The organism is Nitrosomonas sp. ANs5 (assembly GCF_050584665.1).
Lineage (GTDB): Bacteria > Pseudomonadota > Gammaproteobacteria > Burkholderiales > Nitrosomonadaceae > Nitrosomonas.
The window spans coordinates 12,549-35,146 of the sequence record NZ_JBEUDO010000031.1 but is presented as its reverse complement, the minus strand read 5'-3'; the positions used below and the strand labels follow the sequence as shown (position 1 = coordinate 35,146).

The 22,598-nt window shown below is 51.4% G+C and carries 20 protein-coding genes; 14 read left to right on the top strand and 6 right to left on the bottom strand.

Translation table 11 applies throughout. The features are described from left to right. Positions 1-53 precede the first annotated feature (53 nt). Positions 54-455 carry a hypothetical protein gene (locus ABTW62_RS08860; protein ID WP_430904221.1) on the top strand — a complete coding sequence of 134 codons (402 nt, stop codon included), beginning with the start codon at positions 54-56 and terminating at the stop codon, positions 453-455. Positions 456-775: 320 nt separating this feature from the next. After that, on the top strand, positions 776-1,297 hold the full coding sequence (locus ABTW62_RS08855; protein WP_430904220.1) for a peroxiredoxin: 522 nt from the start codon (positions 776-778) through the stop codon (positions 1,295-1,297). Between the two features lie 96 nt (positions 1,298-1,393). On the opposite strand, the gene ABTW62_RS08850 is transcribed toward ABTW62_RS08855, so the two are convergent. Then, a complete protein-coding gene (locus tag ABTW62_RS08850; RefSeq protein WP_430904219.1) occupies positions 1,394-1,648 on the bottom strand; it encodes a hypothetical protein in 255 nt (84 codons plus the stop codon). 358 nt (positions 1,649-2,006) lie between these two features. Here ABTW62_RS08850 and ABTW62_RS08845 point away from each other — a divergent pair, with 358 nt between their 5' ends. The 5 genes from ABTW62_RS08845 to hisI all read left to right on the top strand — a co-directional run bounded on the left by ABTW62_RS08845 (position 2,007) and on the right by hisI (position 8,746). After that, complete coding sequence (locus ABTW62_RS08845; RefSeq protein ID WP_430904218.1) at positions 2,007-2,780, top strand: ZIP family metal transporter; 774 nt, start codon at positions 2,007-2,009, stop codon at positions 2,778-2,780. 473 nt (positions 2,781-3,253) lie between these two features. Continuing rightward, positions 3,254-4,666, top strand: coding sequence for a cysteine--tRNA ligase (gene cysS / locus ABTW62_RS08840; RefSeq protein ID WP_430904217.1), 1,413 nt, complete (start codon positions 3,254-3,256; stop codon positions 4,664-4,666). 135 nt (positions 4,667-4,801) lie between these two features. Continuing rightward, positions 4,802-6,832 carry a threonine--tRNA ligase gene (gene thrS / locus ABTW62_RS08835; RefSeq protein WP_430904216.1) on the top strand — a complete coding sequence of 677 codons (2,031 nt, stop codon included), beginning with the start codon at positions 4,802-4,804 and terminating at the stop codon, positions 6,830-6,832. After that, a complete protein-coding gene (locus tag ABTW62_RS08830; protein WP_430904215.1) occupies positions 6,829-8,226 on the top strand; it encodes a dihydroorotase in 1,398 nt (465 codons plus the stop codon). Before thrS ends, ABTW62_RS08830 begins: the two co-directional genes overlap by 4 nt. Before the next feature lie 16 nt (positions 8,227-8,242). Further along, entirely contained in the window at positions 8,243-8,746 is a 504-nt protein-coding gene (hisI, locus tag ABTW62_RS08825) for a phosphoribosyl-AMP cyclohydrolase (RefSeq protein WP_430904214.1), read from the top strand. Between the two features lie 427 nt (positions 8,747-9,173). Here hisI and metW read toward each other — a convergent pair whose 3' ends face one another. From metW to ABTW62_RS08800, 5 genes are all read right to left on the bottom strand, one after another. Continuing rightward, positions 9,174-9,800 carry a methionine biosynthesis protein MetW gene (metW, locus tag ABTW62_RS08820; protein WP_430904213.1) on the bottom strand — a complete coding sequence of 209 codons (627 nt, stop codon included), beginning with the start codon at positions 9,798-9,800 and terminating at the stop codon, positions 9,174-9,176. Positions 9,801-9,832: 32 nt separating this feature from the next. Then, positions 9,833-10,960 (bottom strand): homoserine O-succinyltransferase MetX, encoded by a 1,128-nt coding sequence (gene metX / locus ABTW62_RS08815; RefSeq protein ID WP_430904212.1) that lies wholly within the window; start codon positions 10,958-10,960, stop codon positions 9,833-9,835. Positions 10,961-11,083: 123 nt separating this feature from the next. Then, on the bottom strand, positions 11,084-12,811 hold the full coding sequence (gene ptsP, locus ABTW62_RS08810; RefSeq protein WP_430904211.1) for a phosphoenolpyruvate--protein phosphotransferase: 1,728 nt from the start codon (positions 12,809-12,811) through the stop codon (positions 11,084-11,086). Continuing rightward, a complete protein-coding gene (locus ABTW62_RS08805; RefSeq protein WP_430904210.1) occupies positions 12,808-13,077 on the bottom strand; it encodes an HPr family phosphocarrier protein in 270 nt (89 codons plus the stop codon). Before ABTW62_RS08805 ends, ptsP begins: the two co-directional genes overlap by 4 nt. A 2-nt stretch (positions 13,078-13,079) precedes the next feature. After that, positions 13,080-13,481: a PTS sugar transporter subunit IIA gene (locus tag ABTW62_RS08800; RefSeq protein WP_430904209.1), complete on the bottom strand. Its 402-nt coding sequence runs from the start codon at positions 13,479-13,481 to the stop codon at positions 13,080-13,082. Positions 13,482-14,728: 1,247 nt separating this feature from the next. Between ABTW62_RS08800 and rimP the strand changes: the two genes are divergently transcribed. The 7 genes from rimP to ccmB all read left to right on the top strand — a co-directional run bounded on the left by rimP (position 14,729) and on the right by ccmB (position 22,498). Beyond that, positions 14,729-15,160: a ribosome maturation factor RimP gene (gene rimP, locus ABTW62_RS08795; RefSeq protein ID WP_430904208.1), complete on the top strand. Its 432-nt coding sequence runs from the start codon at positions 14,729-14,731 to the stop codon at positions 15,158-15,160. 51 nt (positions 15,161-15,211) lie between these two features. After that, on the top strand, positions 15,212-16,684 hold the full coding sequence (gene nusA, locus ABTW62_RS08790; RefSeq protein WP_430904207.1) for a transcription termination factor NusA: 1,473 nt from the start codon (positions 15,212-15,214) through the stop codon (positions 16,682-16,684). 121 nt (positions 16,685-16,805) lie between these two features. After that, positions 16,806-19,472, top strand: a complete 2,667-nt coding sequence (gene infB, locus ABTW62_RS08785) for a translation initiation factor IF-2 (RefSeq protein WP_430904206.1) — start codon at positions 16,806-16,808, stop codon at positions 19,470-19,472. Positions 19,473-19,604: 132 nt separating this feature from the next. Next, positions 19,605-19,964: a 30S ribosome-binding factor RbfA gene (rbfA, locus tag ABTW62_RS08780; RefSeq protein WP_430904205.1), complete on the top strand. Its 360-nt coding sequence runs from the start codon at positions 19,605-19,607 to the stop codon at positions 19,962-19,964. A 210-nt stretch (positions 19,965-20,174) separates the two neighbouring features. Next, on the top strand, positions 20,175-21,080 hold the full coding sequence (gene truB / locus ABTW62_RS08775) for a tRNA pseudouridine(55) synthase TruB (RefSeq protein WP_430904204.1): 906 nt from the start codon (positions 20,175-20,177) through the stop codon (positions 21,078-21,080). Positions 21,081-21,218: 138 nt separating this feature from the next. Beyond that, positions 21,219-21,833 (top strand): cytochrome c biogenesis heme-transporting ATPase CcmA, encoded by a 615-nt coding sequence (ccmA, locus tag ABTW62_RS08770; protein ID WP_430904203.1) that lies wholly within the window; start codon positions 21,219-21,221, stop codon positions 21,831-21,833. 5 nt (positions 21,834-21,838) lie between these two features. After that, complete coding sequence (ccmB, locus tag ABTW62_RS08765) at positions 21,839-22,498, top strand: heme exporter protein CcmB (RefSeq protein ID WP_090413905.1); 660 nt, start codon at positions 21,839-21,841, stop codon at positions 22,496-22,498. Positions 22,499-22,598: the final 100 nt, after the last annotated feature.

The following is a 22,598-nucleotide window of genomic DNA, read 5'->3' as shown; positions in this document are numbered from 1 at the left end:
CTTAAACTAATGAACTGGCTAGTTTTTAGCTCTTAATTCACACTTGAGTGAGAATGAAACCTACTGAGTTCTGGATCAAGGACTGGGGGATTGGAATTTCCCCAGCAAGAGAAACCGAAATTTCGCGAGAGTTGCTGAAGATTTTTCAGGGATTCTGGCAATGGGCTGAACTTGATCAAAAATCAAGGAGTACGCAACAAAGGTATAGTGCTGCTCTACATGCCCTTGGTGGTTGGGCTGTTGAAGAATGGGTAGAAAGTGATGAAACGATTGATGCCCATCAGCAACTTCTCGAAGCAACCGCCGCAGGTGATGGCCCCTTGATCTACCAGGATAGAGAAGAATGGCAAAGAGAACTGGCATGGCTTGCCGGAAACTGTACAAGTTTCTGGCATCGCAGTGCTAACAAAAGATTAACCCCAAATCTATGGGGTCAGAGCCAATTGATTTGTTGAAATAAAAAAGGGGACGCTGTCCTTTTACTGTTTTTTCTCTCAGAATCAACCGAGTCCGACCCCATCGATTTATCATTGAACGATTGCACCGTATTGTGCTATAGCCTGTTTGACAGAAAAAGGTAGCTCTCCTTTTTTTACCTACCTCCCCGAATTGAGCCAGGGTGGTAAGTCAGGTTACTTTCTGGAATCAATGAACAAAAGTCAATCGGGCTAGATCAAATAGGTGTTGATGTTGATAAGCGTTGCATCAGCAGCAAGCAGAGTACAAGCTGCATATTCGGATATAACCGCTATACACAAGCAATTGGAGAAAAATCATGATTCACCAAGTACCCGAAGTAATATTTAAAACGCGTGTTCGTGACGAATCAATCGGAGGCGATAATCCTTTCCGATGGCAAGACGTGACATCCAGCGACATATTCAAAGGCAAAAATGTGATTGTTTTTGGTTTGCCGGGTGCTTTTACACCGACTTGTTCGAGTACCCATTTGCCGGGTTACGAAGCTAAATATAATCAATTGAAGGCAAAAGGAATCGATGAGATATACTGCCTCAGTGTCAATGATGCTTTTACAATGTTCCAATGGTCAAAACATTTGGGAATAAAGAATGTAAAAATGCTGCCTGATGGCAACGGTGATTTTACTCGCTTGATGGGCATGTTAGTCAGGAAGGAAAATCTCGGTTTTGGTTTGCGTTCATGGCGCTATTCCATGCATGTCGTGAATGGCGAAATTAAACAAATGTTCATCGAACCGGGTTTTATGGATAACTGTCCGGATGATCCGTTTGAAGCTAGCGATGCCGACACAATGCTTAATTACTTAGGCAAATAAATCGTCCGGGTTTAGTCGCGACTGTTACCAGGATTTGGATAGGCGCTAGCCGTTTTCAGTTATGTTGATGTCATCGGGTAGGAGTAAAAGGGGATGCTACCCTTTTACTCCTTTTTCTTTCATAATCAAACTGGTCTGACCCCATTGATTCTGCGCCCGTTCAAACCAGCGCACCACTTGTTGCCAGTGATGCTCACCGTAGTGGCGAATGAATCGTTGCGTTTCTTCATGGTTGAGTTCACGCAATATTGCCAGCCGCTGTTCAATATATTCTTTGGTTAATACGATGCGGCATTCCTGTTCAATGCAATGCCGCCACTCATCGAATGTTTCGGGTATGTGGGTGCTCATCAATCTCACACTGTAAAAAATTAAGAAGTTAAGGGGCCTGATATAAGGTTCTGCAACCCGATATAAATTTTCCATCAAGCGTTGATACACGCTCGACACCAAGAAAACAGCTGTGCTCAACGCTTGAGTGCTGCTGGCTGAAAATGACAAACTTCTTGTCGTTACGATGCCAAGCCAGCGAATAGCGGATACAACCCAGATGCGCTGATTGCTGTCAATTAAACCATTTGATAAATGTTATGTTATAACATATCATAAATAATATCTATTAAGTTTAAATGATCAAGTGCTATCGATCGTGACTCAAGACATAAGAAATGAAAAAGTTAACTGTTGGTGTTGATAGCAATCAGTGACTATGGATATTTTTACAATATTCGCCACATTGGTTGCATCTTTGATGGTTGTGTCGGTGGCCGCATGCTCCGCTTTTGTGCTGCATATCAAAGACAGTAGATTGAAAATCTGGATGCCGCGGCTTATCGCTGGGGCGGTGGGCGTTTTGCTTGGTGATGCTTTTCTGCATCTCCTGCCCGATGCGATGGCGTTATCTGATAATACCCGCACGGTATTTATTTGGGCGCTGACAGGCATGCTTTGTTTCTATGGGATCGAGCAATATCTTCACTGGCAGCATGACCACAGCCTGGCAATGCGAGCTGTCAATTCACCTTCGGCCGCCTCGTTCGCCAAAATGAATCTGCTTGGCGATGGCATTCATAATTTTGTAGACGGGGTGCTCATCGCAGGCAGTTTTCTTGCAGATCCGATGTTGGGGATCACCACGACCATTGCCATTATGGTGCATGAAATACCACAGGAAATTTCTGATATCGCGGTGTTGATACAGGGTGGTTTTGCAAAAAAGCAGGCGGTCATTCTTAATGTGCTCTGTGCGTCCGCATGCATTATCGGTGCCATGGTGACCTTGCTGGTTGCCCATGTAATTACGTTGAGTCTAAGTGCTTTGCTGGCTATTACCGCTGGTGGTTTCATTTATATTGCGACCACCGATCTGATACCCCTCCTGCGACAGTCGAGAATGAAACTTGCGTTGCCAATGCATGCAGCGGCTACTGCAGCTGGAGTCTTTTCGATGCAGGCTCTTCTATGGCTCGAAGCATTTATATAGTTGAAGAAAGAATACGCCTTTGACAGCAAAAATATCCGTAACCGTGCTAGGAGGCTGTCCGAGAATAGACTGATCTACTGCGGACGAGCCTGATTGGTCGGATTTTACGATCCTATTTCGTTAAATAGAACGACTATTTGCCTCAAATGATCGAAAAATCCAACTCAACCAGCCTCGCCCTCGCTACGATCGCTATTCTCGGACAGCCTCCTAGCAGGGTGGCAAGGATCCGGCAAGGTAACATTGTTTAATCGCCTTCTCTCGGTTGAAATTGGATTCTTAATCGATTCAGTGTATTGCCCTGATATTTTTGATTAGAAAATTTTCGATAGATCCATTGGTGAGCCTAATGGATATTAATAATCAATAGGTTGAAATTTAAATGTTTTTTCTGGAAGTCTTGGTTGAACGAAGTATCAGAGAAATTTTTCCAGCACCAAGTGGCAATCAGCCACGCATGTTGAAGGTTCATCATGGCTGAGCGCCAGATCCAGTTGTACAACACGCTGACAAAAGCGAAGGCGCCGTTGCAGACCACCGTGCCGGAACAGGTTACGCTGTACGTGTGCGGTCCCACAGTTTATAACTATGCCCATATCGGTAATGCGAGGCCTGCAGTCGTGTTTGATGTGCTGGCGCGACTGCTGCGCCTGCATTATCCCAAGGTCGGGTATGCCCGCAATTTCACTGATATCGATGACAAGATCAATGCGGCAGCTGCCGAAGCCGGGCTGCCCATTCAAGCTGTCACGTCTCGCTATATCGATGCGTACCATGAGGATATGCGGGCACTGGGTGTGCTTGCGCCAGATCATGAACCGCGTGTGACCGAGCATATCCCGGAGATCCTCGATCTGATTCAGCGCTTGATTATTCGAGGTCACGCCTATGTGGCGCAGGCGCATGTTCTGTTTCATGTGCCGTCTTATCCACAGTATGGTCAGTTATCCCGCCGCCAGCCCGAGGCGATGCAGGCAGGTGCCCGCATCGAAATTGCGCCTTACAAGCGCGATCCTCTGGATTTTGTGCTTTGGAAACCTTCGACACCCGACCAGCCGGGCTGGGACAGCCCTTGGGGCCGGGGTCGTCCTGGCTGGCATATTGAGTGTTCGGCAATGATCGGGCGCCACTTTGGTGGCACCCTCGACATTCATGGCGGCGGACAAGATCTCATATTCCCTCATCACGAGAACGAGATAGCGCAAGGTACTTGCGCGCATGATGGCCGCCTTTATTGCCGCACCTGGGTGCACAACAGTTTCGTGACCGTGGAAGGCCAGAAAATGTCGAAGTCACTCGGCAATGTGCTGCTGGTGCGTGATCTGCTGGAGCAGGCACCGGGTGAAGCCATCCGCCTGGCGTTGTTGACGACGCACTATCGTCATCCGCTGGATTGGGGAGCACAGCGACTGGTTACTGCCCGTCGCACCCTTTTGCGGTGCTATGCCAGCCTGGCTAAAGTGGCATCGCTTGCGCCTGCCAGCACAAGCGGAGTGGATGAAAGGGTATTGGATGCGCTGCGCAATGACCTCAACACGCCCCTGGCCATCACCCGCTTGCATGAGCTGGCGAGCATGCTGGATGCCGCTGACAGCGCTGCCAAGCAGGCGATGGCCAGGGGCCGGCTGCTGGCATCCGCCAGTTTGCTGGGACTTCTGCAACAGGAGCCTTCGTCAGCCGTGCAGGCGCTTCAGTTCGAGCAACAACCCTTAACACTTTCGATGGCAGATATTGAATCACTGCTTGCCGAGCGTGATCGGGCACGGTATGCGCGTGATTTTCAGCGTGCCGATGCGATCCGCGCCGAGCTGGAAGCAGCAGGGGTTGCTATTGCTGACAGCCCGCAAGGCAGTACCTGGCAACGGATTAACGTGCAATCAACATGAGACAGTGGTTTACCAAGGCGGTGCTTTTGCTTATCCGGGCTTACCAGCTCGGCATCAGTTCTATGCTGGGAGACTGTCCCGTCAACGAAAACAAAGCATAAGAAAAACATAAGACGACAGAGCAGGTGCTGAATTGTGACGAATAATCCAACTTGTAACGCTATTGCCATTACCTTGCCGGATGGGTCGGTGCGCACCTTTCCGGGACCTGTCAGTGTGCTCGAGGTGTCGGTATCGATCGGCGCACAGTTGTCCAGAAACACTGTGGCAGGTATTGTCAACGGCAGGCTGGTCGATGCCGCAGATATGATCGACTGTGATGCCAAGCTGCAGATCATCACGCCAAATGATCCACAAGGGGTGGAAATCATCCGGCATTCCTGCGCCCATCTGATCGGGCATGCTGTCAAGCAATTGTTCCCCACTGCGAAAATGGTGATCGGCCCGGTCATTGACGAAGGATTTTATTACGATATTGCATACGAGCGCCCCTTTACGCAGGATGATCTGGCCGCCATTGAGGCGCGCATGCGGATTTTGATTGCCAGGGGCTACGCTGTGATCAAGCGTATGACGCCGCGCGATGAGGCCATCCGCATATTCCGCGCGCGTGGCGAGGACTACAAGTTGCGTCTGATTGAAGATATGCCGGAAGTTGATGTCATGGGGTTGTATTTCCATGAGGAATATGTCGACATGTGCCGTGGCCCGCACGTGCCCAATACGTGTTTTCTCAAGCATTTCAAACTCACCAGATTGTCAGGTGCTTACTGGCGCGGCAATGCCGACAACGAGCAGTTGCAGCGTATTTATGGCACGGCGTGGGCCGATAAGAAGGCGCTTGACGCTTACATCGAGCGCATGGAGGAGGCAGAAAAACGTGATCATCGCCGCCTTGGCCGTGAACTGAATCTGTTTCATTTTCAGGAAGATGCACCGGGCGCTGTGTTTTGGCATGCGCGTGGCTGGACGCTGTTTCAACAGCTGATCGCCTACATGCGTCGCCGTCAGCAGGAGGCCGGGTACGTCGAAGTCAATACGCCGGATGTCATGGATCGCAGTCTCTGGGAAATTTCGGGCCATTGGCACAACTATCGTGATCATATGTTCACCACGACCACCGAGGATGGGCGCGCACTGGCCCTCAAGCCAATGAACTGCCCGGGCAGTGTGCTGCTGTTTCGGCATGGACTCAAAAGTTACCGCGATTTGCCGATACGCATGGCCGAATTCGGGAAAGTGCATCGCTACGAACCCTCCGGAGCGCTGCACGGCCTACTGCGAGTGCGTCATTTCACGCAGGACGACGCGCATATTTACTGCACGCTACCGCAGATGCACAAGGAATGCCGGGAGATCGTCGCGCTGGTGCTCGATATTTACCGTCAGTTCGGATTTCCCGATGTGCGCATCAAACTCTCAACCCGTCCCGACCACCGGATGGGGGACGATGCCACCTGGGCGCTGCTCGAAAATGCATTGATCGAATCCCTGCGCGACATGGCCTTGCCGTATCAGATCAATCCCGGGGAAGGGGCCTTTTATGGGCCGAAATTGGAATTCGTATTGCGCGACGCGATAGGGCGTGACTGGCAATGCGGTACCTTGCAGGTCGATATGAATTTGCCCGAGCGTTTTGGCATTGTCTATATGGATGAAGATGGCCAGCGCAAACGTCCTGTCATGCTGCATCGTGCCCTGTTTGGCTCATTGGAGCGTTTTGCCGGAATTCTGATCGAGCAGCATGCCGGCAAGTTGCCTGCGTGGCTGGCACCTGTTCAGGTGGCGGTCCTATCCATTACGGAACAGGTCGCAGCTTACGCACAAGACGTGACCCGCGTACTGCTGGGCAGTGGTCTGCGCGCCGAAGCGGATGTCAGCAACCAGAAGATCGGCTATAAAATTCGTGAGCAGACGTTGCTTCGTATTCCTTTTCTGTTGGTGGTCGGCGCCAGAGAGGCGAGTGCCGGCCAGGTCGCTATGCGTACCCGGGAGGGTCAGAATCTTGGTGTCTTGCGCATCACCGATGCCATCAATCTGCTGATCAAAGAGACCCTGGCACCCGATCTTGCTGCGCGAGACGCTGACCGGCTTGATTTGCTGCAACGTTTGAGCGCCATTGACGGGACAGATCTCCCGTCTGTCCCACGTGAGTTGTGCACATGAGAGACCTGGGTAAAGACACGGTCTTGCGCTTAACGCGCCGGCATGCAGACCTGCTCGTATACGGTGGCACCGTCCTGACCCCCAATGGTGTAGAAGTGATCGACATTGCCTGTATTGCAGGGCGCATCATTGCCATGGGGGATCTGGCAGGCAACTGGACGGCAGAGACGGCCATCGCGGCGACGGGCTTGCACGTACTGCCCGGTGTGATTGATTCCCAGGTTCATTTCCGTGAACCTGGGCAGACACATAAAGAAACATTGGCATCCGGTACGCGTGGCGCGGTATTGGGGGGTGTCACGGCTGTATTCGAGATGCCGAACACGCAGCCGCTTACACTGTATCAACATGATCTTGAGGAAAAAATGCGTCGGGCGTATGGCCGTACCTGGTGTAATTACGCCTTTTACATCGGTGGTTCGGCGGCAAATACGCAGCACTTGGCCGCACTTGAGAATTTACCTGGATGCGCTGGTATCAAGGTATTCATGGGCAGTTCGTTCGGGGATCTGCTGGCGGACGACGATGTGGTGTTGGAGCGGATACTGTGTCAGGGTTATCGCCGCTTGGCAGTGCACGCAGAGGACGAGACGCGGCTTTGCCAGCGTAGAGCCCTCGTTGAAGCGAGCGGTGATGTGCGGCAGCATCCCATCTGGCGTGATGAACGCAGTGCGCTGATGGCTACCGAACGTATCGTGCGGCTTGCCGCCAAGACGGGAAGACGGTTGCATATCCTGCATGTTTCGACGGCAGAAGAAATGGCCTATCTGGCACAGCACAAATGTCGTGTGAGTGTGGAGGTACTGCCCCATCATCTGACGCTGTGCGCGCCGGAATGCTATCAACGTCTCGGCACGCTGGCTCAGATGAACCCGCCGGTGCGTGATAAGCGTCATCAGGATGCTTTGTGGCAATCCGTACGTACCGGTGTGGTGGATGTCCTGGGCAGCGACCATGCGCCGCACACTTTAGAAGAAAAGGCTTGCCCTTATCCACAGTCGCCCAGCGGCATGACTGGCGTGCAAACCTTGCTGCCGGTTATGCTGGGTCACGTGCATCATGCGCGATTGAGTCTGCAGCGCCTGGTTGATCTGACCAGTAGTGGCCCTGCACGAATCTTCGGTATAGAAGGGAAGGGCAGAATCGCGCTGGGATACGATGCGGATCTGACCATTGTTGATTTGCATGCCCGGCGTGAAATCAGCAACCGTTGGATTGCCAGCCAGTGCGGCTGGACGCCTTACGATGGCATCCGCGTCACTGGCTGGCCCATTCATACCATTATTCGTGGCCATGTCGTGGTTCGGGATGAGGGGCTCTGCGATGATTTGCCCCAGGGGCAGCCGGTGCGATTCCTCGAATCACGCGATGCCGCACAACTACCATGCCTCTAACTTTCAAGGAAGTGCAATGATGAAAGAATCCTCTCAAACAAAACCACCGGTCGTATTTCATACACGGGAATCCATCGAACAGGTCGAGGAAGGCCGGCAGTTGGCGCCTAAATTTGATGATCAGGGATTGATTGTGTGTGTCACGCAGGATGCCTCGAGTGGTCAGATACTCATGGTGGGCTACATGAATGCTGAAGCCTTGACCAGGACCATCGAAACTGGCGAGGCGCATTATTGGAGCCGTTCGCGCCAGGTACTTTGGCATAAAGGTGCGACCAGTGGTCTTGTCCAGCATGTTGAAGAGCTGTTGATTGATGATGATCAGGATGCCATCTGGCTGCGCGTCAAGGTCAGCGGTTCGGGTGCCAGCTGCCATGTGGGTTACCGATCCTGCTTCTATCGCAAAATTCCGATTGCAAACGAGGGACGCGGGTGCCAGCATCTTATCTATACAGAGGTGGAAAAAACCTTTGATCCCAAAGAGGTTTATGGCGATGTGCCCAATCCCACCCGGCTATGAGCGGGTGATAAAGTGCAGTCTCACTGTGCTATGACGGCTGCAGGCAACTGCGCACAAGCAGCGGTTATCGGCTAAGATATTCAAGGCTATCGGAAGCGGCTGTTGCGGTTTTTGTGCCGGTTCCTGATAGACCCCGCAAGTTTCCCGGCTCCAAACCAAGGTGGACCAGACAATTATCCGTGCCGTGTTGCTTGGCAAGTGAGTTCAGTTAATATGCATTACGTATAAGCATTAGACCGTAATTCAACGAGTTGGTTAACCTAACAGATTCAATCAACATTCTCGTTGAAATGCGTCTGAGAAGCTGTCTGGAAGCACTGGCTTCGAGTGATCGTGCAGCAGCATGCTGTGTGTTAATACGTACTGCTTTTTCTAAAACCATGGACCATGGGCAATCTTCGCCGCTGCCTGCCTGGCAATCAGCTTGCTAATCGGTTTTGGGTTCACGGCTGAAGCGGTAAAAAGCCAGCATGCCGAATAGGTTCGGCAGCAGAACCAGCTTGCGTTCACCGTTCATCACACGTTTTTCGAGAATGTTGACCTGTAGTTGATGGCAGAGCTGTTCAAAGTCATGCAGCGTGCACAAATGGATATTGGGCGTGTTGTACCATTGATAGGGCAGGCTTTGGGAAACGGGCATCCGTCCTGAGAAGACTTGCAGACGGTTTTTCCAGTAGCCGAAATTGGGGAAGGATACGATGCCCTGCTTGCCTACGCGCAGCATTTCCTGGATGATTTTTTCGGTGTTTTTCATGGCCTGGAGCGTCTGCGACAGGATCACATAGTCAAATGAGTCGTCTCCAAAACCGGAAAGGCCTGATTCCAGGTCGCTATGGATAACGTTGATCCCGTTCTCGAAGCAAGCCAGTATATTCTGTGTGTCGATTTCTATGCCATAGCCATGAACGTTGAGCTGGTTTTTAAGGTGGCGCAGCAGGGATCCATCACCGCAACCCAGATCGAGCACTTTCGATTGCGGCTTGATCCAAGCCGCAATGGCGTCGTAGTCGGGGCGTGATGGCAGTTGGGTGTGACTGACTTCGTTTGTCATCATTTTTTAGGATAGAAATTCTGCAGAATATCGGCTTAAATGGAAATATTGTGCATGTAGGCACGCATCAGCTGATGATAATAGTCATCTTTCATGAGGAAGGAATCATGTCCGTGATTGGACGGAATTTCTGTATAGCTGACGTTGCGTTTATTGGCAACCAGCGCTTTGACAAGGGTGCGGGAGCGTTCGGGAGGGAACCGCCAATCGGAGCTGAAGGACAGTACCAGAAAGTCCGCTTGGGCACGCGCAAAGGCCGCTTGCAGATCCCCGTCACAATCCTGAGCGGGATCGAAATAGTCGAGTGCTTTGGTCATGAGCAGGTAGGTGTTGGCGTCGAACTGATCGGCGAATTTATCTCCCTGATAGCGAAGATAGGATTCGATCTGGAATTCCACTCCGAAATTGAATGCGAGCGCGCCATTGCGCAATTCCCGTCCGAATTTGCTGGCCATGGAATCGTCCGATAAATAGGTGATGTGGCCCAGCATGCGCGCCAGGCGCAAGCCTCTGCGCGGGAAGGTGCCATGCGAATAATAATCGCCGCCATGAAAATCGGGATCGGTCAGGATGGCCTGGCGCGCTACATCGTTGAAAGCGATGTTCTGTGCGGTCAATTTTGCCGCCGCAGCGATGACGATGGTATGACGGACCCTTTCCGGTGCATCGAGCGCCAGTTGCAGGGCTGACATGCCACCGAGGCTGCCACCGATCACGGCAGCAAAGCAGTCAATCCCCAATCGATCGGCAAAACGTACATAGGTTTCGGCCCAGTCGCCGGTGGTTACCAGGGGGAAATCCGGTCCATAACGCTTGCCGGTTTTGCTGTTGATGCTGATCGGGCCGGTGGATCCATGGCAGCCGCCAAGGTTGTTGATGCCGATGACGAAAAATCGGCGGGTATCGATGGGTTTGCCCGGCCCGATCATATTGTTCCACCAGCCCGTGCTCTTGGGGTTGTCTGCATAGACACCAGCCACATGATGGCTGCCGGACAATGCGTGACAAATCAGTACGGCATTGGATTTGGCCGGATTCAGCTCACCATAGGTTTCATAGGTCAGCTCGAAGCTATCCAGTACAGCACCGCTTTTCAAGCCCAGCGGTGAGTCAAAATGCATGCGCTGCGGGGAGACGATGCCAAGTGAATCTGAATCATGCATGAATGTGACGGTTTGAAGTGAAGTAAAAATACATGAGTATACAAGGATAGAGCGGATTATTATATCGCCAAAAAGCCCGCTCCATGGTGCGTAGCGCTGTTTGTTCGGGCAGACGCTGGGTGATCAACTGTTCAGTTTCAACAACAGGTTGTGAATTTTTTCTGACTCATGGGTGCGCAGTATTTTTTGCGTGAGACGGGTAATGCTAGGGATGTGGCTGCCGAGAATTTCCCGTTTTACGGTCAAAAGTTGTGCCGGGTACATGGAGAATTGCCGTAAACCCATGCCCAGCAATAAGCGCGTGTATTTTGAATCTCCTGCCATTTCTCCGCAAATCGAAACCGGCACATTGGCTTTGCCAGCGATCTGAATAACACGGGCAAGCAGCCATAGCACGGCAGGATGTAAGGGGTCGAACAGGTGGGCGACAGTTTCGTCGACGCGATCGATGGCCAACGTGTACTGAATCAGATCGTTGGTGCCGATCGATAGAAAATCCAGTTTTTTTATGAACAGGTCAAGCGCGAGCGCTGCTGCGGGTATTTCTATCATGCTGCCGATCTTGATATTTTCGTCAAAGGGTTTCTTTTCATCGCGCAGGCTTTGTTTGGCAACTTCGATCATTTGTAGCGTCTGATTGATTTCCCAGCCACTGGAAAGCATGGGAATCAGAATGCGTGCGCAGCCATGACTGGAAGCACGCAAAATGGCACGCAATTGTGTCAGGAACATGGCGGGCTCAGCCAGGCTCATGCGGATTGCACGCAATCCCAGCGCCGGGTTGGCGGCGATGCGGTAAGTGCTTTTAAGATTCTTATCTGCGCCCAGATCAAATGTGCGAATGATGACAGGTAAACCTCGCATGCCTTGAACGACGGTTGAATAGGACTCGAATTGTTCTTCCTCGCCGGGCAAATCATCCCGGTTTAGAAACAGGAATTCGCTGCGGAAGAGGCCAACACCCATGGCGCCGCTTTCTCTGGCCTGGCCGATTTCCTGGGGAAGCTCGATATTGGCCAGCAACGCTACCTGGGTGCCATCCAATGTGGCGGACGTGACCGATTTGATGCGCGACAGCTTGCGTTTTTCCAGTGCGAGCTGGTTTTGTTTCAGGCGATACTCGGCCAGTATATATTTGTCCGGGTTGACGATGACGATCCCGTGATTACCGTCTGCGATCAGAATGTCATTTTCATAAATGAGTTGCTGAGCATGTTGCATCGCCACGATTGATGGGATGTTCAGGCTGCGGGCGACAATTGCCGTATGCGAGGTCGGTCCGCCCATGTCGATCAAAAATGCCGCAAACTGATGTTGCTTGTATTGCATGACATCGGCTGGGCTGAGATCGTGCGCGACCAGAATGCTGGAGCCATCTTGTTTGAGTGGCGGTGGCGTATAGCCGGGGTGTCCCAGCAGCACTTTCAGTACACGTTCGACAACCTGGATGACGTCGGTTTTGCGTTCACGCAAATAGGCATCTTCGATTTCCTCGAATTGGGCGATCAATACTTCCATTTGTTGAGTAATAGCCCATTCTGCATTGCACTGTACCTGTGCGATGTTTTCCATGGCCGCCTGAGCAAGCGTGGGGTCGTCCAGAATCATGTGGTGCAGTTCAAGAAAGGCGTTGAATTCGGCCAGTGCCGGCCCCTGAGTAGTGGATGTCTGCAATGTTTCCAGTTCCTGGCGCACGGTGGCAAAGGCGCTCTGGAGACGTGCCAGCTCGGCATCGATCTGATTCTTGGGCAGCAGATAATGCGGGACATTCAGCGTTGCTGACGAGGCAAGATGCGCATGACCAATCGCAATGCCTTCGGATACGCCCACACCATGCAAAATAAAACTCATTCGGATTCCCCAAAATAGCCATTGACCAGGGTGCGCAACGCATCGATGGCTGCCAGCTCGTCCGGGCCGGAAACTTCCAATTCGATCATAGTGCCTTGACTGGCGGCGAGGGTCATGACCCCCATGATACTCTTTGCATTGACTTTGCGGCCATTGCGATTGAGCCAGATTTCACTTTCGAACTGACCTGCCAGCCGTGTCAGTTTGGCCGAGGCGCGCGCATGTAAACCAAGTTTGTTGAGGATAGTCAGTGTTTCGCTTTGCATCACTAGGCTCTAGATATATGGATAATGCTGTCCCGACCACCGGTCAGGACTTTGTTGACTAATTCCGGCAAGGGCTTGTGCCGGTAATGCAGGGCACGCAACAACATGGGCAGGTTCAAGCCGGCCAGGCATTCGATTTGTCCGTGTTGGATCAGTCTGCGTGCGATATTAGCAGGCGTGGCGCCAAACAGGTCGGTCAGAATCAGTACACCGTTGCCCTGGTCAAGTTGTTTGAGTGTGCTTTGCAATTTTAATACTTCAGCATCCGGATCCACTGTTGGAAGAATGGCATGGTTGATCAACATCCTTGGCTGCTCGCCAAGGATGTGCTCGATACAGTCAAGAAAGCTTGCGCCCAATGGTTCATGACTGATGATCAAGATGCCGGCTATATTGTGATTCATGCCGTCGCCAAATGGTATAAATTGAAAATTTTATCACTGTCCATCTTTTATTGCCGAATCGCCATGGCTAGTACTCCGTTCCGTCAATTAGCTTGCAAATGAAATCGATGGATTCGCCTGCCAGGCTAGGCGCAAACCGCAGTCATAGCCGTAGCTATGGCGAGGATTTGCAACAACGCATGACAGGCGAAGGCGCGATTTCATGTAATCGGTTTGGCGGAACGGAGTACTAGGAGGCTGTCCGAGAATAGACTGATCGTACTGCGTACGATTCTGGCTGGCTGGATTTTCCGATCCTTTTCGTTGAATAGAACGACTATTCGCCTCAAATGATCGAAAAATCCCGCTCAACCAGCCTCGCCCTCGCTACGATCGCTATTCTCGGACAGCCTCCTAGGTACTCAGTATTCAGGCCGGTCTGACGTGGGTCAGGATTGCTTCGTTGCACTGCAAATGACGAACAAACAGAAAATAGCCGCCATCCATAATTTGGCCGCTGTTACGACGAGGCCCAATCGGCCGTGGTTATCCAGATTTATCGGTGACGATATATTGCCATAAGTGATAGGTGATAGGACTTTGAAGAAGCTGGCCGGAACAGGAATTTCTAGTACTCCGTACCGTCAATTAGCTTACAAATGAAATCGATGGATTCGCCTGCCAGGCTAGGCGCAAACCGCAGTCATAGCCGTAGCTATGGCGAGGATTTGCAACAACGCATGACAGGCGAAGGCGCGATTTCATGTAAGCGGTTTGGCGGAACGGAGTACTAGACAGTTTCGGCTACTGTTGAACGCGTGTCTATTTGGTTTGTCGAAGACAGGCAAGAAATCGGTAATCTGCGGGTGTAAATACGTTTGCACGTTTGCCGTCCGAGTCTTTCATTGTTGCCGGCCAGATTGACTTAGTTGACTTGGGTTGGTTGTTTGCAGGTGGCGCGCCTGGGTAAATTGAAAAACATATTTGTGTTACTATTTCTCGCTTTCTGAATGCAGGCTATGTTATGTGGTGTGAGGAGGCCGGTATGGGTTGCCTGAATCTTTAATTGCCGATTTGTTTCGATGCAGGAATGCGGATAGCTGGATTCAGCAGGGTATTGTCGATACAGTTGCTTCTGTCCAATGGGTAACTCATTGGAAACATTGCCATAAAATAAATTTCTGTTTTTATCGGACGCGAATCTTGTTATAATGTAAGCGAATTGATAGGTGGGCTGGTTTAGCCCATTTTTTATTTGTAGCGGAGCTATGTTGCTATTTGAGTTACTCGAACCGACGCTGGCGGGAATGGGTTATGAGCTGGTAGATGTCGAACAGTCTGCGCCTGGCAAATTGCTCAGAGTGTTTGTGGATAAAAAGGAAGGCGCGATCACACTGGATGATTGTGTCGCCATCAGCAATCACCTGGGGCAATTGCTGGCTGTCGAAAATATCGATTATTACCGGCTGGAGGTTTCTTCCCCGGGGTTAGACAGGCCATTGAAGAAAAGGGCCGATTTCATTCGTTTTACGGGTGAAACTATCCGAATAAAGTTGCGAATTGCATGGCAAGGACAAAAGAATTTTGTCGGTCTGCTCAAAGAAGTACAAGACGACACCCTGACGCTGGAGGCAGATGGGAAGACGCTGCAGATTGAATTGAGGAATCTGGACAAAGCCCGCTTGGTACCGAGATTATAGTTTTGTTAAACCTAAGAGGCGGTTTTAGGTTAAAAATATGGCTGGAGGAATATGAGCCGCGAGATTTTGCTGTTAGTCGATGCTTTGGCGCATGAGAAAAACGTTGAAAAAGCCATTGTTTTTACTGCGCTCGAGATGGCGCTGGCTTCTGCCGCCAAAAAGCATTTTCATGATGATATTGATATCCGTGTCTTGATTAACCGGGAGACAGGGGGGTTTCAGTGTTTTCGCAGGTGGTTGATCGTTGCCGAGGAGGATGTCGAGCATCCCGCCCGGCAAATTTCCCTGAGCGATGCCATGCAGCGGGACGAACAAGCTCAGTTGGGTGAGTATATCGAGGAGTTGATAGAGTCGGTCACATTTGACCGGATCGGTGCGCAGGCCGCCAAGCAAGTTATTTTTCAGAAAATACGTGATGCCGAGCGGGAACAAAACCTGAATGATTTTCTTGCACACAAGGAGTATCTGGTAACTGGCGCCATCAAGCGTATGGATCGGGGCAATGCCATACTCGAGTTCGGGAAGATCGAGGCGCTATTGCCGCGTGATCAGATGATTCCTCACGAAAACTTGAGAATGGGAGACCGGGTTCGCGCCTATTTGCTCCGGATTGATCGCGCTGCCCGGGGGCCGCAGTTAATTTTGTCGCGTACTTCACCCGATTTCTTAATTAAACTGTTCGAGCTGGAAGTGCCTGAAATCGAAGAGGGAATGCTGGAGATCAGGGCGGCTGCGCGGGATCCTGGTTCCCGTTCGAAAATTGCTGTGAAATCGAATGATCCGCGGATTGATCCGATCGGCACTTGCGTGGGTATGCGCGGATCGAGAGTGCAGGCTGTCATTAGCGAGCTGGCCGGTGAGCGAATCGATATCATCCAGTGGTCGGAAGATCAGGCCACGTTTGTTGTGAACGCCTTGGCGCCAGCCGAGATCAGCAGCATTATGGTGGATGAGGACAAGCATTGCATGGATATTGTCGTCGACGAAGATAATCTCGCCCAGGCGATCGGCCGCGGCGGACAGAATGTGCGTCTGGCTTCGGAGCTGACGGGGTGGCAGCTCAATATCATGACCGTTGAAGAATCCATGGAAAAAAATGAAGAAGAAACTGCCGCAATTTGCAGACTGTTCATGGAAAAATTGGATGTAGATGAGGAGGTGGGGCATATTCTGGTGGAAGAGGGTTTTTCCACGCTGGAAGAGGTTGCCTATATTCCCTTGGACGAGATGCTTGAAATCAAGGAATTTGATCAGCAGACAGTTGAAGAATTGCGCAATCGTGCGCGTAACGTATTGTTGACCGATGCGATTGCGACAGAAGAAAAAATTGAGCATGCGTCCGAAGCATTGCTCACTCTGGAGGGGATGGATATTGAACTGGCCCGGAAATTGACAGCCAAAGGCATCAATACCCAAGAAGAACTGGCCGATTTGGCGGCGGATGATTTGGTTGAAATGACTGGTATAGATTTGGAACGTGCCGGCAAGATCATCATCAAGGCGCGTGAGCCCTGGTTTATGTAAACTGTTTTTGAGTTAATCAGACAGGTTGGGTATGATTTTAAGTTTCCAGAGATGAACAAGCATAAAATTTCCTATATATTGCTAGGATTTTGTTGGATTTGAGGTAAATAAAAGGTTGCTGATGACTCAAATGACTGTAGAGCAATTTGCACAAGAACTAGGCATGCTGCCAGACTTGCTGCTTGAACAGCTGCAAGCTGCTGGTGTTAACAAGCGGTCGGCGACCGACTTTGTGACGGAACAAGATAAGACACAACTGCTCGATCATCTCCGGAAAGCGCATGGAACGAGTGGGACAAAGAATAAAATTACCCTGACCCGCAGGCAAACAACCGAGATAAGGCAGTCGGATGGTGCCGGCAAGGCCCGGACGATTGAAGTCAAAGTCAGGAAAAAACGTGTGCTGACCAAGCCGGCAGCACCCACTGAAGCCGGTCAGGCTGCTGCTGTTGGCGAGCCAGAGTCCGCCAAGGCTGCTGAGGCGCCCGCTGCCGCCAGGCAGCCGATTATTGATGAGGCGCAACGCGCACTGCGAGAAGAGGAGGCCAGAAAACGGGCCGAGCTGATAGCGCGCCAGGCAGCTGAGCTAAAAGAAAAGCAGGAAAGAAGAAAGCAGCAGGCGGCAGCTCAGGCCGGTATAGGTAAAGAATCCAAGGCGGAAGAGCCGGCGAAGGCTGACGAAGCACCGCAGGTCGCTGAGCCCGCTGAAACTGTGGCGCAACAGCCGACCGTCACCCCCCCAGCAGCACCGGAACCGGAGAAAGCGGTTAAGCGGAAACCTGTTGTAGGCGAGCGGGTGATCCTTAAGCCCCCCAAGCCTGCTCCAAAGCCCGCTGAAGAAAAGGTTGACAAGAAAAAGAAACCGGTCAAGCAACAGGAAGTCTGGAAGGAGGAAACTGCCAAACGGCGCGAATCTAAAATCCGGGGCGATCTGTCGGGCGGGCAGGGCTGGCGCATGCGTAAGGACAAGCACGGTAAAAACCGTTCTGAGACACCCCAGCCGGAGCATGCTTTTTCAGCACCGACCGAGCCGGTTGTACACGAGGTTTTGATTCCTGAAACAATTTCAGTTGCAGTATTGGCTCAGAAAATGGCGGTAAAAGCGGCCGAGGTAATCAAGGTGTTGATGAAAATGGGCAGCATGGTCACTATCAATCAGATGCTGGATCAGGAAACTGCCATGATCGTGGTTGAAGAGATGGGGCATGTTGCCAAAGTGGCAGCCTCGGATAGCCCGGAATCTTTTCTGGAGGAAGCGGCCGAGCCTGTTTCCGAGTCTCAATTGGAGCCGCGTGCTCCGGTGGTCACCGTCATGGGGCACGTTGATCACGGCAAGACCTCTCTGCTGGATTATATTCGGCGAACTCGCGTTGCAGGCGGTGAGGCGGGAGGCATCACCCAGCATATCGGTGCCTATCATGTTGAAACCTCACATGGCATGATTACGTTTCTCGATACTCCGGGGCATGAGGCATTCACGGCAATGCGGGCGCGTGGTGCCAGTATTACCGATTTGGTTATCCTGGTGGTGGCGGCAGATGATGGCGTAATGCCCCAAACAATCGAAGCGATTCATCACGCCAAGGCGGCAAGTATCCCCATTGTGGTAGCTGTCAATAAAATGGATAAACCCGAGGCCAATTTCGAGCGGATTAAGCAAGAGCTCGTCAATCATGGCGTGGTGCCAGAGGATTGGGGCGGGGATGCAATGTTTATCGGTGTTTCGGCCAAAACCGGGGAAGGTATTGATGATTTGCTGGAAGCGATTTTATTGCAGGCCGAGGTGCTGGAACTCAAGGCAGTGAAGGATGCGCCAGCCAAAGGCATTGTGATTGAGTCGCGTCTGGACAAGGGGCGAGGACCTGTAGCAACCATACTGGTGCAATCCGGCACATTGAAACGCGGTGATGTGGTCCTGGCCGGTGCAGCTTTTGGTCGAATCAGGGCAATGCTGGATGAACAAGGCAAGGTGATCGGTGGGGCAGGCACTTCGATTCCAGCTGAAATTCAAGGCTTGTCCGAAGTGCCGCCCGCAGGCGAGGTATTTATCGTCCTGGAAGATGAACGCAAGGCCAGAGAAATCGCGTTGTTCCGTCAGGGTAAATTCCGTGATGTTAGACTGGACAAGCTTCATGTGGCGAAAATGGAAGACGTGTTCGGTCAAAGAGAAGATGTCATAACGCTGAATTTGATTATCAAGGCGGATGTACAGGGATCCTGCGAAGCGCTGGCATATGCTCTGCACAAGCTCGAGACCGACGAAGTGAAAATCAATATCGTGCATAGCGGGGTTGGCGCGATTATCGAGTCGGACATCAATCTTGCGCTCGCATCCAAGGCCGTGATTATTGGTTTCAACAGCCGTGCCGATTTAGGCGCACGTAAGTTGATCGGCTCAACCGGTGTGGACGTCCGTTATTACGACATCATCTATGAAGCTGTAGATGAAATCAAGAAAGCGCTATCCGGCATGATGATGCCCGAGCGCAAGGAAAAGATTCTGGGGATGGTGGATATCCGCGAAATTTACAGAATTCCAAAAATCGGTATTGTTGCAGGCTGTTATGTGCTCGAGGGATTGGTGAGACGCGACTCATTAGTCAGGCTTTTGCGTGACGGGGTTGTGATCCATACGGGTACCCTCGACTCCTTAAAACGGTTTAAGGAGGATGCCAAAGAAGTCAAAGCAGGCTTTGAATGTGGCCTCTCGTTGAAGAATTACAATGATATACAGCAAGGCGATCAGCTGGAAGTATATGAGATTGTCGAAACCGCCCGTGTGTTATAAGTCTAGGAGGCTGTAAGACACCAGCCTAGAAGCCGTGCATGACGAATTCTTGTAATGAACTTACTGCCATGCCGGTAGGTCAGTTAGTTTTTCATGGCTGAATTGTGATTTTTCAAACGAAGAAGGATGGTCATGGCTAAAGATTTTTCGCGCGCGCAACGAGTGGCTGATCAAATTCAGCGCGAGTTGGCTGTATTGATTCAACAGGAGATGATGGATCCACGTGTCGGGATGATCACGCTGACCGGGGTTGAGGTGACACGAGACTATGCCTATGCCAAGGTTTATTTCACCATCCTGCATGACACGGAGAGTGTTGAGCTCGCGAAAGAAACCCTGAGGCGTGCAAGTGGTTTCCTTCGTAGTCAGTTGGCCAGCCGTATCAAGTTGCGCGTGGTGCCACAGCTTCAGTTTGTTTACGACGAATCGGTTGAGCGGGGTGTGCGCCTTTCACGATTGATTGATGAGGCTGTCGGCAAAACGCCGCAGTGAGCCCAAATACCAATTATTATGTGGCTTATATCCGGCCTGTATGGATGATAGCCCGCAATGTTGAACAAAGATTGAGCCCCTGACCGCCGATAGCCATGCTGGCCGCATGAGTTTGCTGAACGACGGTACGATCGGGGCAATGCCCTCCCGATTGAGGAATTCCGAATTAAACCCACCCTGACCAAGGAACGTACACTGACCGAATCCGAGATGCCTAATGGTGTATTCCTGCTGAACAAACCTTCTGGCATTTCATCCAATCGTGCCTTGCAAATCAGCAAGCGATTGCTAACTGCCAGCAAGGCGGGCCATACTGGTACCCTGGATCCGATGGCTCAGGGGCTGTTGCCCATTTGCCTGGGCGAAGCGACCAAATTCTCATCGGCGCTACTGGGTGCCGATAAAACTTATGTCGCAGTGATGCGGCTGGGGTATGTCAGCAATACGGGTGATGCCGAGGGTGATATCGTGCCAGCAACTGGCACAAATGCCATGACGGGGGAATTGGATTCCCAGCAAGTATTGGCTGTTCTGCGCACATTTCTCGGGCGCTCGAGTCAAATACCGCCGATGTTCAGTGCCTTGAAGAAAAAGGGAAAACCTTTGTATTACTATGCGCGTGAAGGGATTGCGGTTGAGCGTCAGGCGCGTGAAATCGTGATTCACGATATTTCCCTTGATGCCTGGTCAGGCAGCGAGATGACAGTAACCGTGCGCTGTGGGTCGGGGACTTATATCCGTACGCTGGCCGAGGATATCGGCAAGGCATTGGGTTATGGCGGTGCCTATCTGACTGCACTCACTCGCACTGGTATTGGTCTGTTTGAGCTATCTCAGGCTTGCAGCCTGGACCAGCTTGAGGCTGATCCCCAGGCTGCACGCGAGCAGTTTTTGTATCCAGCTGACGTACTGTTGTCTGATCTGCCGGCTATCGTGCTTAACGATATTGAGGCATTCCAATTAAAGCAAGGACAGAGAATCCAAAGAACGATGACCCATAGTCATTTGCCGGCTAATTCCAAGCTGAGGTTATACGATTCTAGCGACCGCTTCCTGGGTCTGGGCGAGTGGATTGACTCCGAAACAATTGCGCCCAAAAGGCTGATGATGCAATGAGCATTTGCGATTTAGATGCTTTGCAATCAAGGGTATGACAGCTTTCGGTCAAATGCATGCATCGAGCAAAGCACCAAAGGATTGGCAATACGTTATAATTCCCTGTTTTGATCATTCCCAACTAATCACTGACTTAGAATGCTGACAGCCAATAATCTTGAATGCTCTCGCGGGGATCACAAGCTCTTCGCTGGCATGAACTTTTCAGTCAAGGCCGGTGAGTTAATGCTTGTGAGTGGACCCAATGGCAGTGGTAAGACCAGCTTGTTGCGGTTGTTGTGTGGTCTATCGGTCCCGGATGATGGCGAAATTTGCTGGGATGGCGTCAATATTCGTGAGCTGGGCGGGGATTATCGCAGCGTTATGACTTACCTGGGGCATTTGGGTGGCATTAAGGATGATTTGACCGCTATCGAGAATTTACGTATTTCCTGTGCGCTGGCCAGATGTGAAATTGATGAAGAGCAGGCAACAGATGCGCTCAGGCGCATGGGTTTGGCAGGACGTGAAACATTGCCAGCCAAGGTTTTGTCGCAGGGACAGCGTAGGCGGGTGGCACTGGCCCGGTTACTGGTGACGCGTACCAAATTGTGGATACTGGATGAGCCGTTGACTGCGCTCGATGTTACGGCAATTGAACTGATCAAGGGAATGCTGGAACATAATTTGTCGCAAGGCGGCATGATTGTTATGACAACCCACCAAGAACTCGATGTGGCTGCGGCAGCCACTCACCAATTAGTTTTATCCTGACCAAAATGATTCTGTGGATAATCAAGCGAGATTTGTTGCTGGCGATGCGTCGACGTTCAGATGTGCTGACGACGTTGTTCTTTTTCATCATTGTCGTCAGCTTGTTTCCGCTGGGAGTGGGGCCAGAGATGAATATGTTGCGAATGATGGCGCCTGGTGTGGTATGGGTTGCGGCACTGCTCGCTTCAATGTTGGCACTTGGCCGCATGTTTTCCAGCGACTATGTCGATGGTACGCTGGAACAAATGCTGCTTTCACCCGTCTCCTTGTCGGGGCTGGTAATGGGTAAGGCGCTTTCGCACTGGCTGGTCACGGGTGTGCCCTTGGTGCTCATGGCACCCGTGCTGGGTATCCAATATGATTTGCCCGTGGAAGCACTGATGGTTTTGACCCTCTCGCTATTGTTGGGCACGCCTGTGCTGAGTCTAGTTGGAGCGATTGGCGCGGCGCTGACGCTGGGGCTGAGAGGGGGCGGGGTGCTGGTATCACTATTGGTTTTGCCCTTGTATATTCCAGTGTTGATTTTCGGCGCAGGGGCAGTCGAAGCAAGTACAGCCGGAATGGGTTTTGATGCGCATCTTTCATTGTTGGGTGCATTTCTGCTGGTATCTCTGGTTTTTTCTCCTTGGGCAACCGCTGCGTCGCTCAGAATCTCGATGGCATGACAGGTTGGTGAAAAGTATTTCAAGTTGGTTCCTGAGTGAACCAGCAATTGTGGCAATGCTATAGACGACGCGAAAATCTGATGTAACGCATTGCATAAAT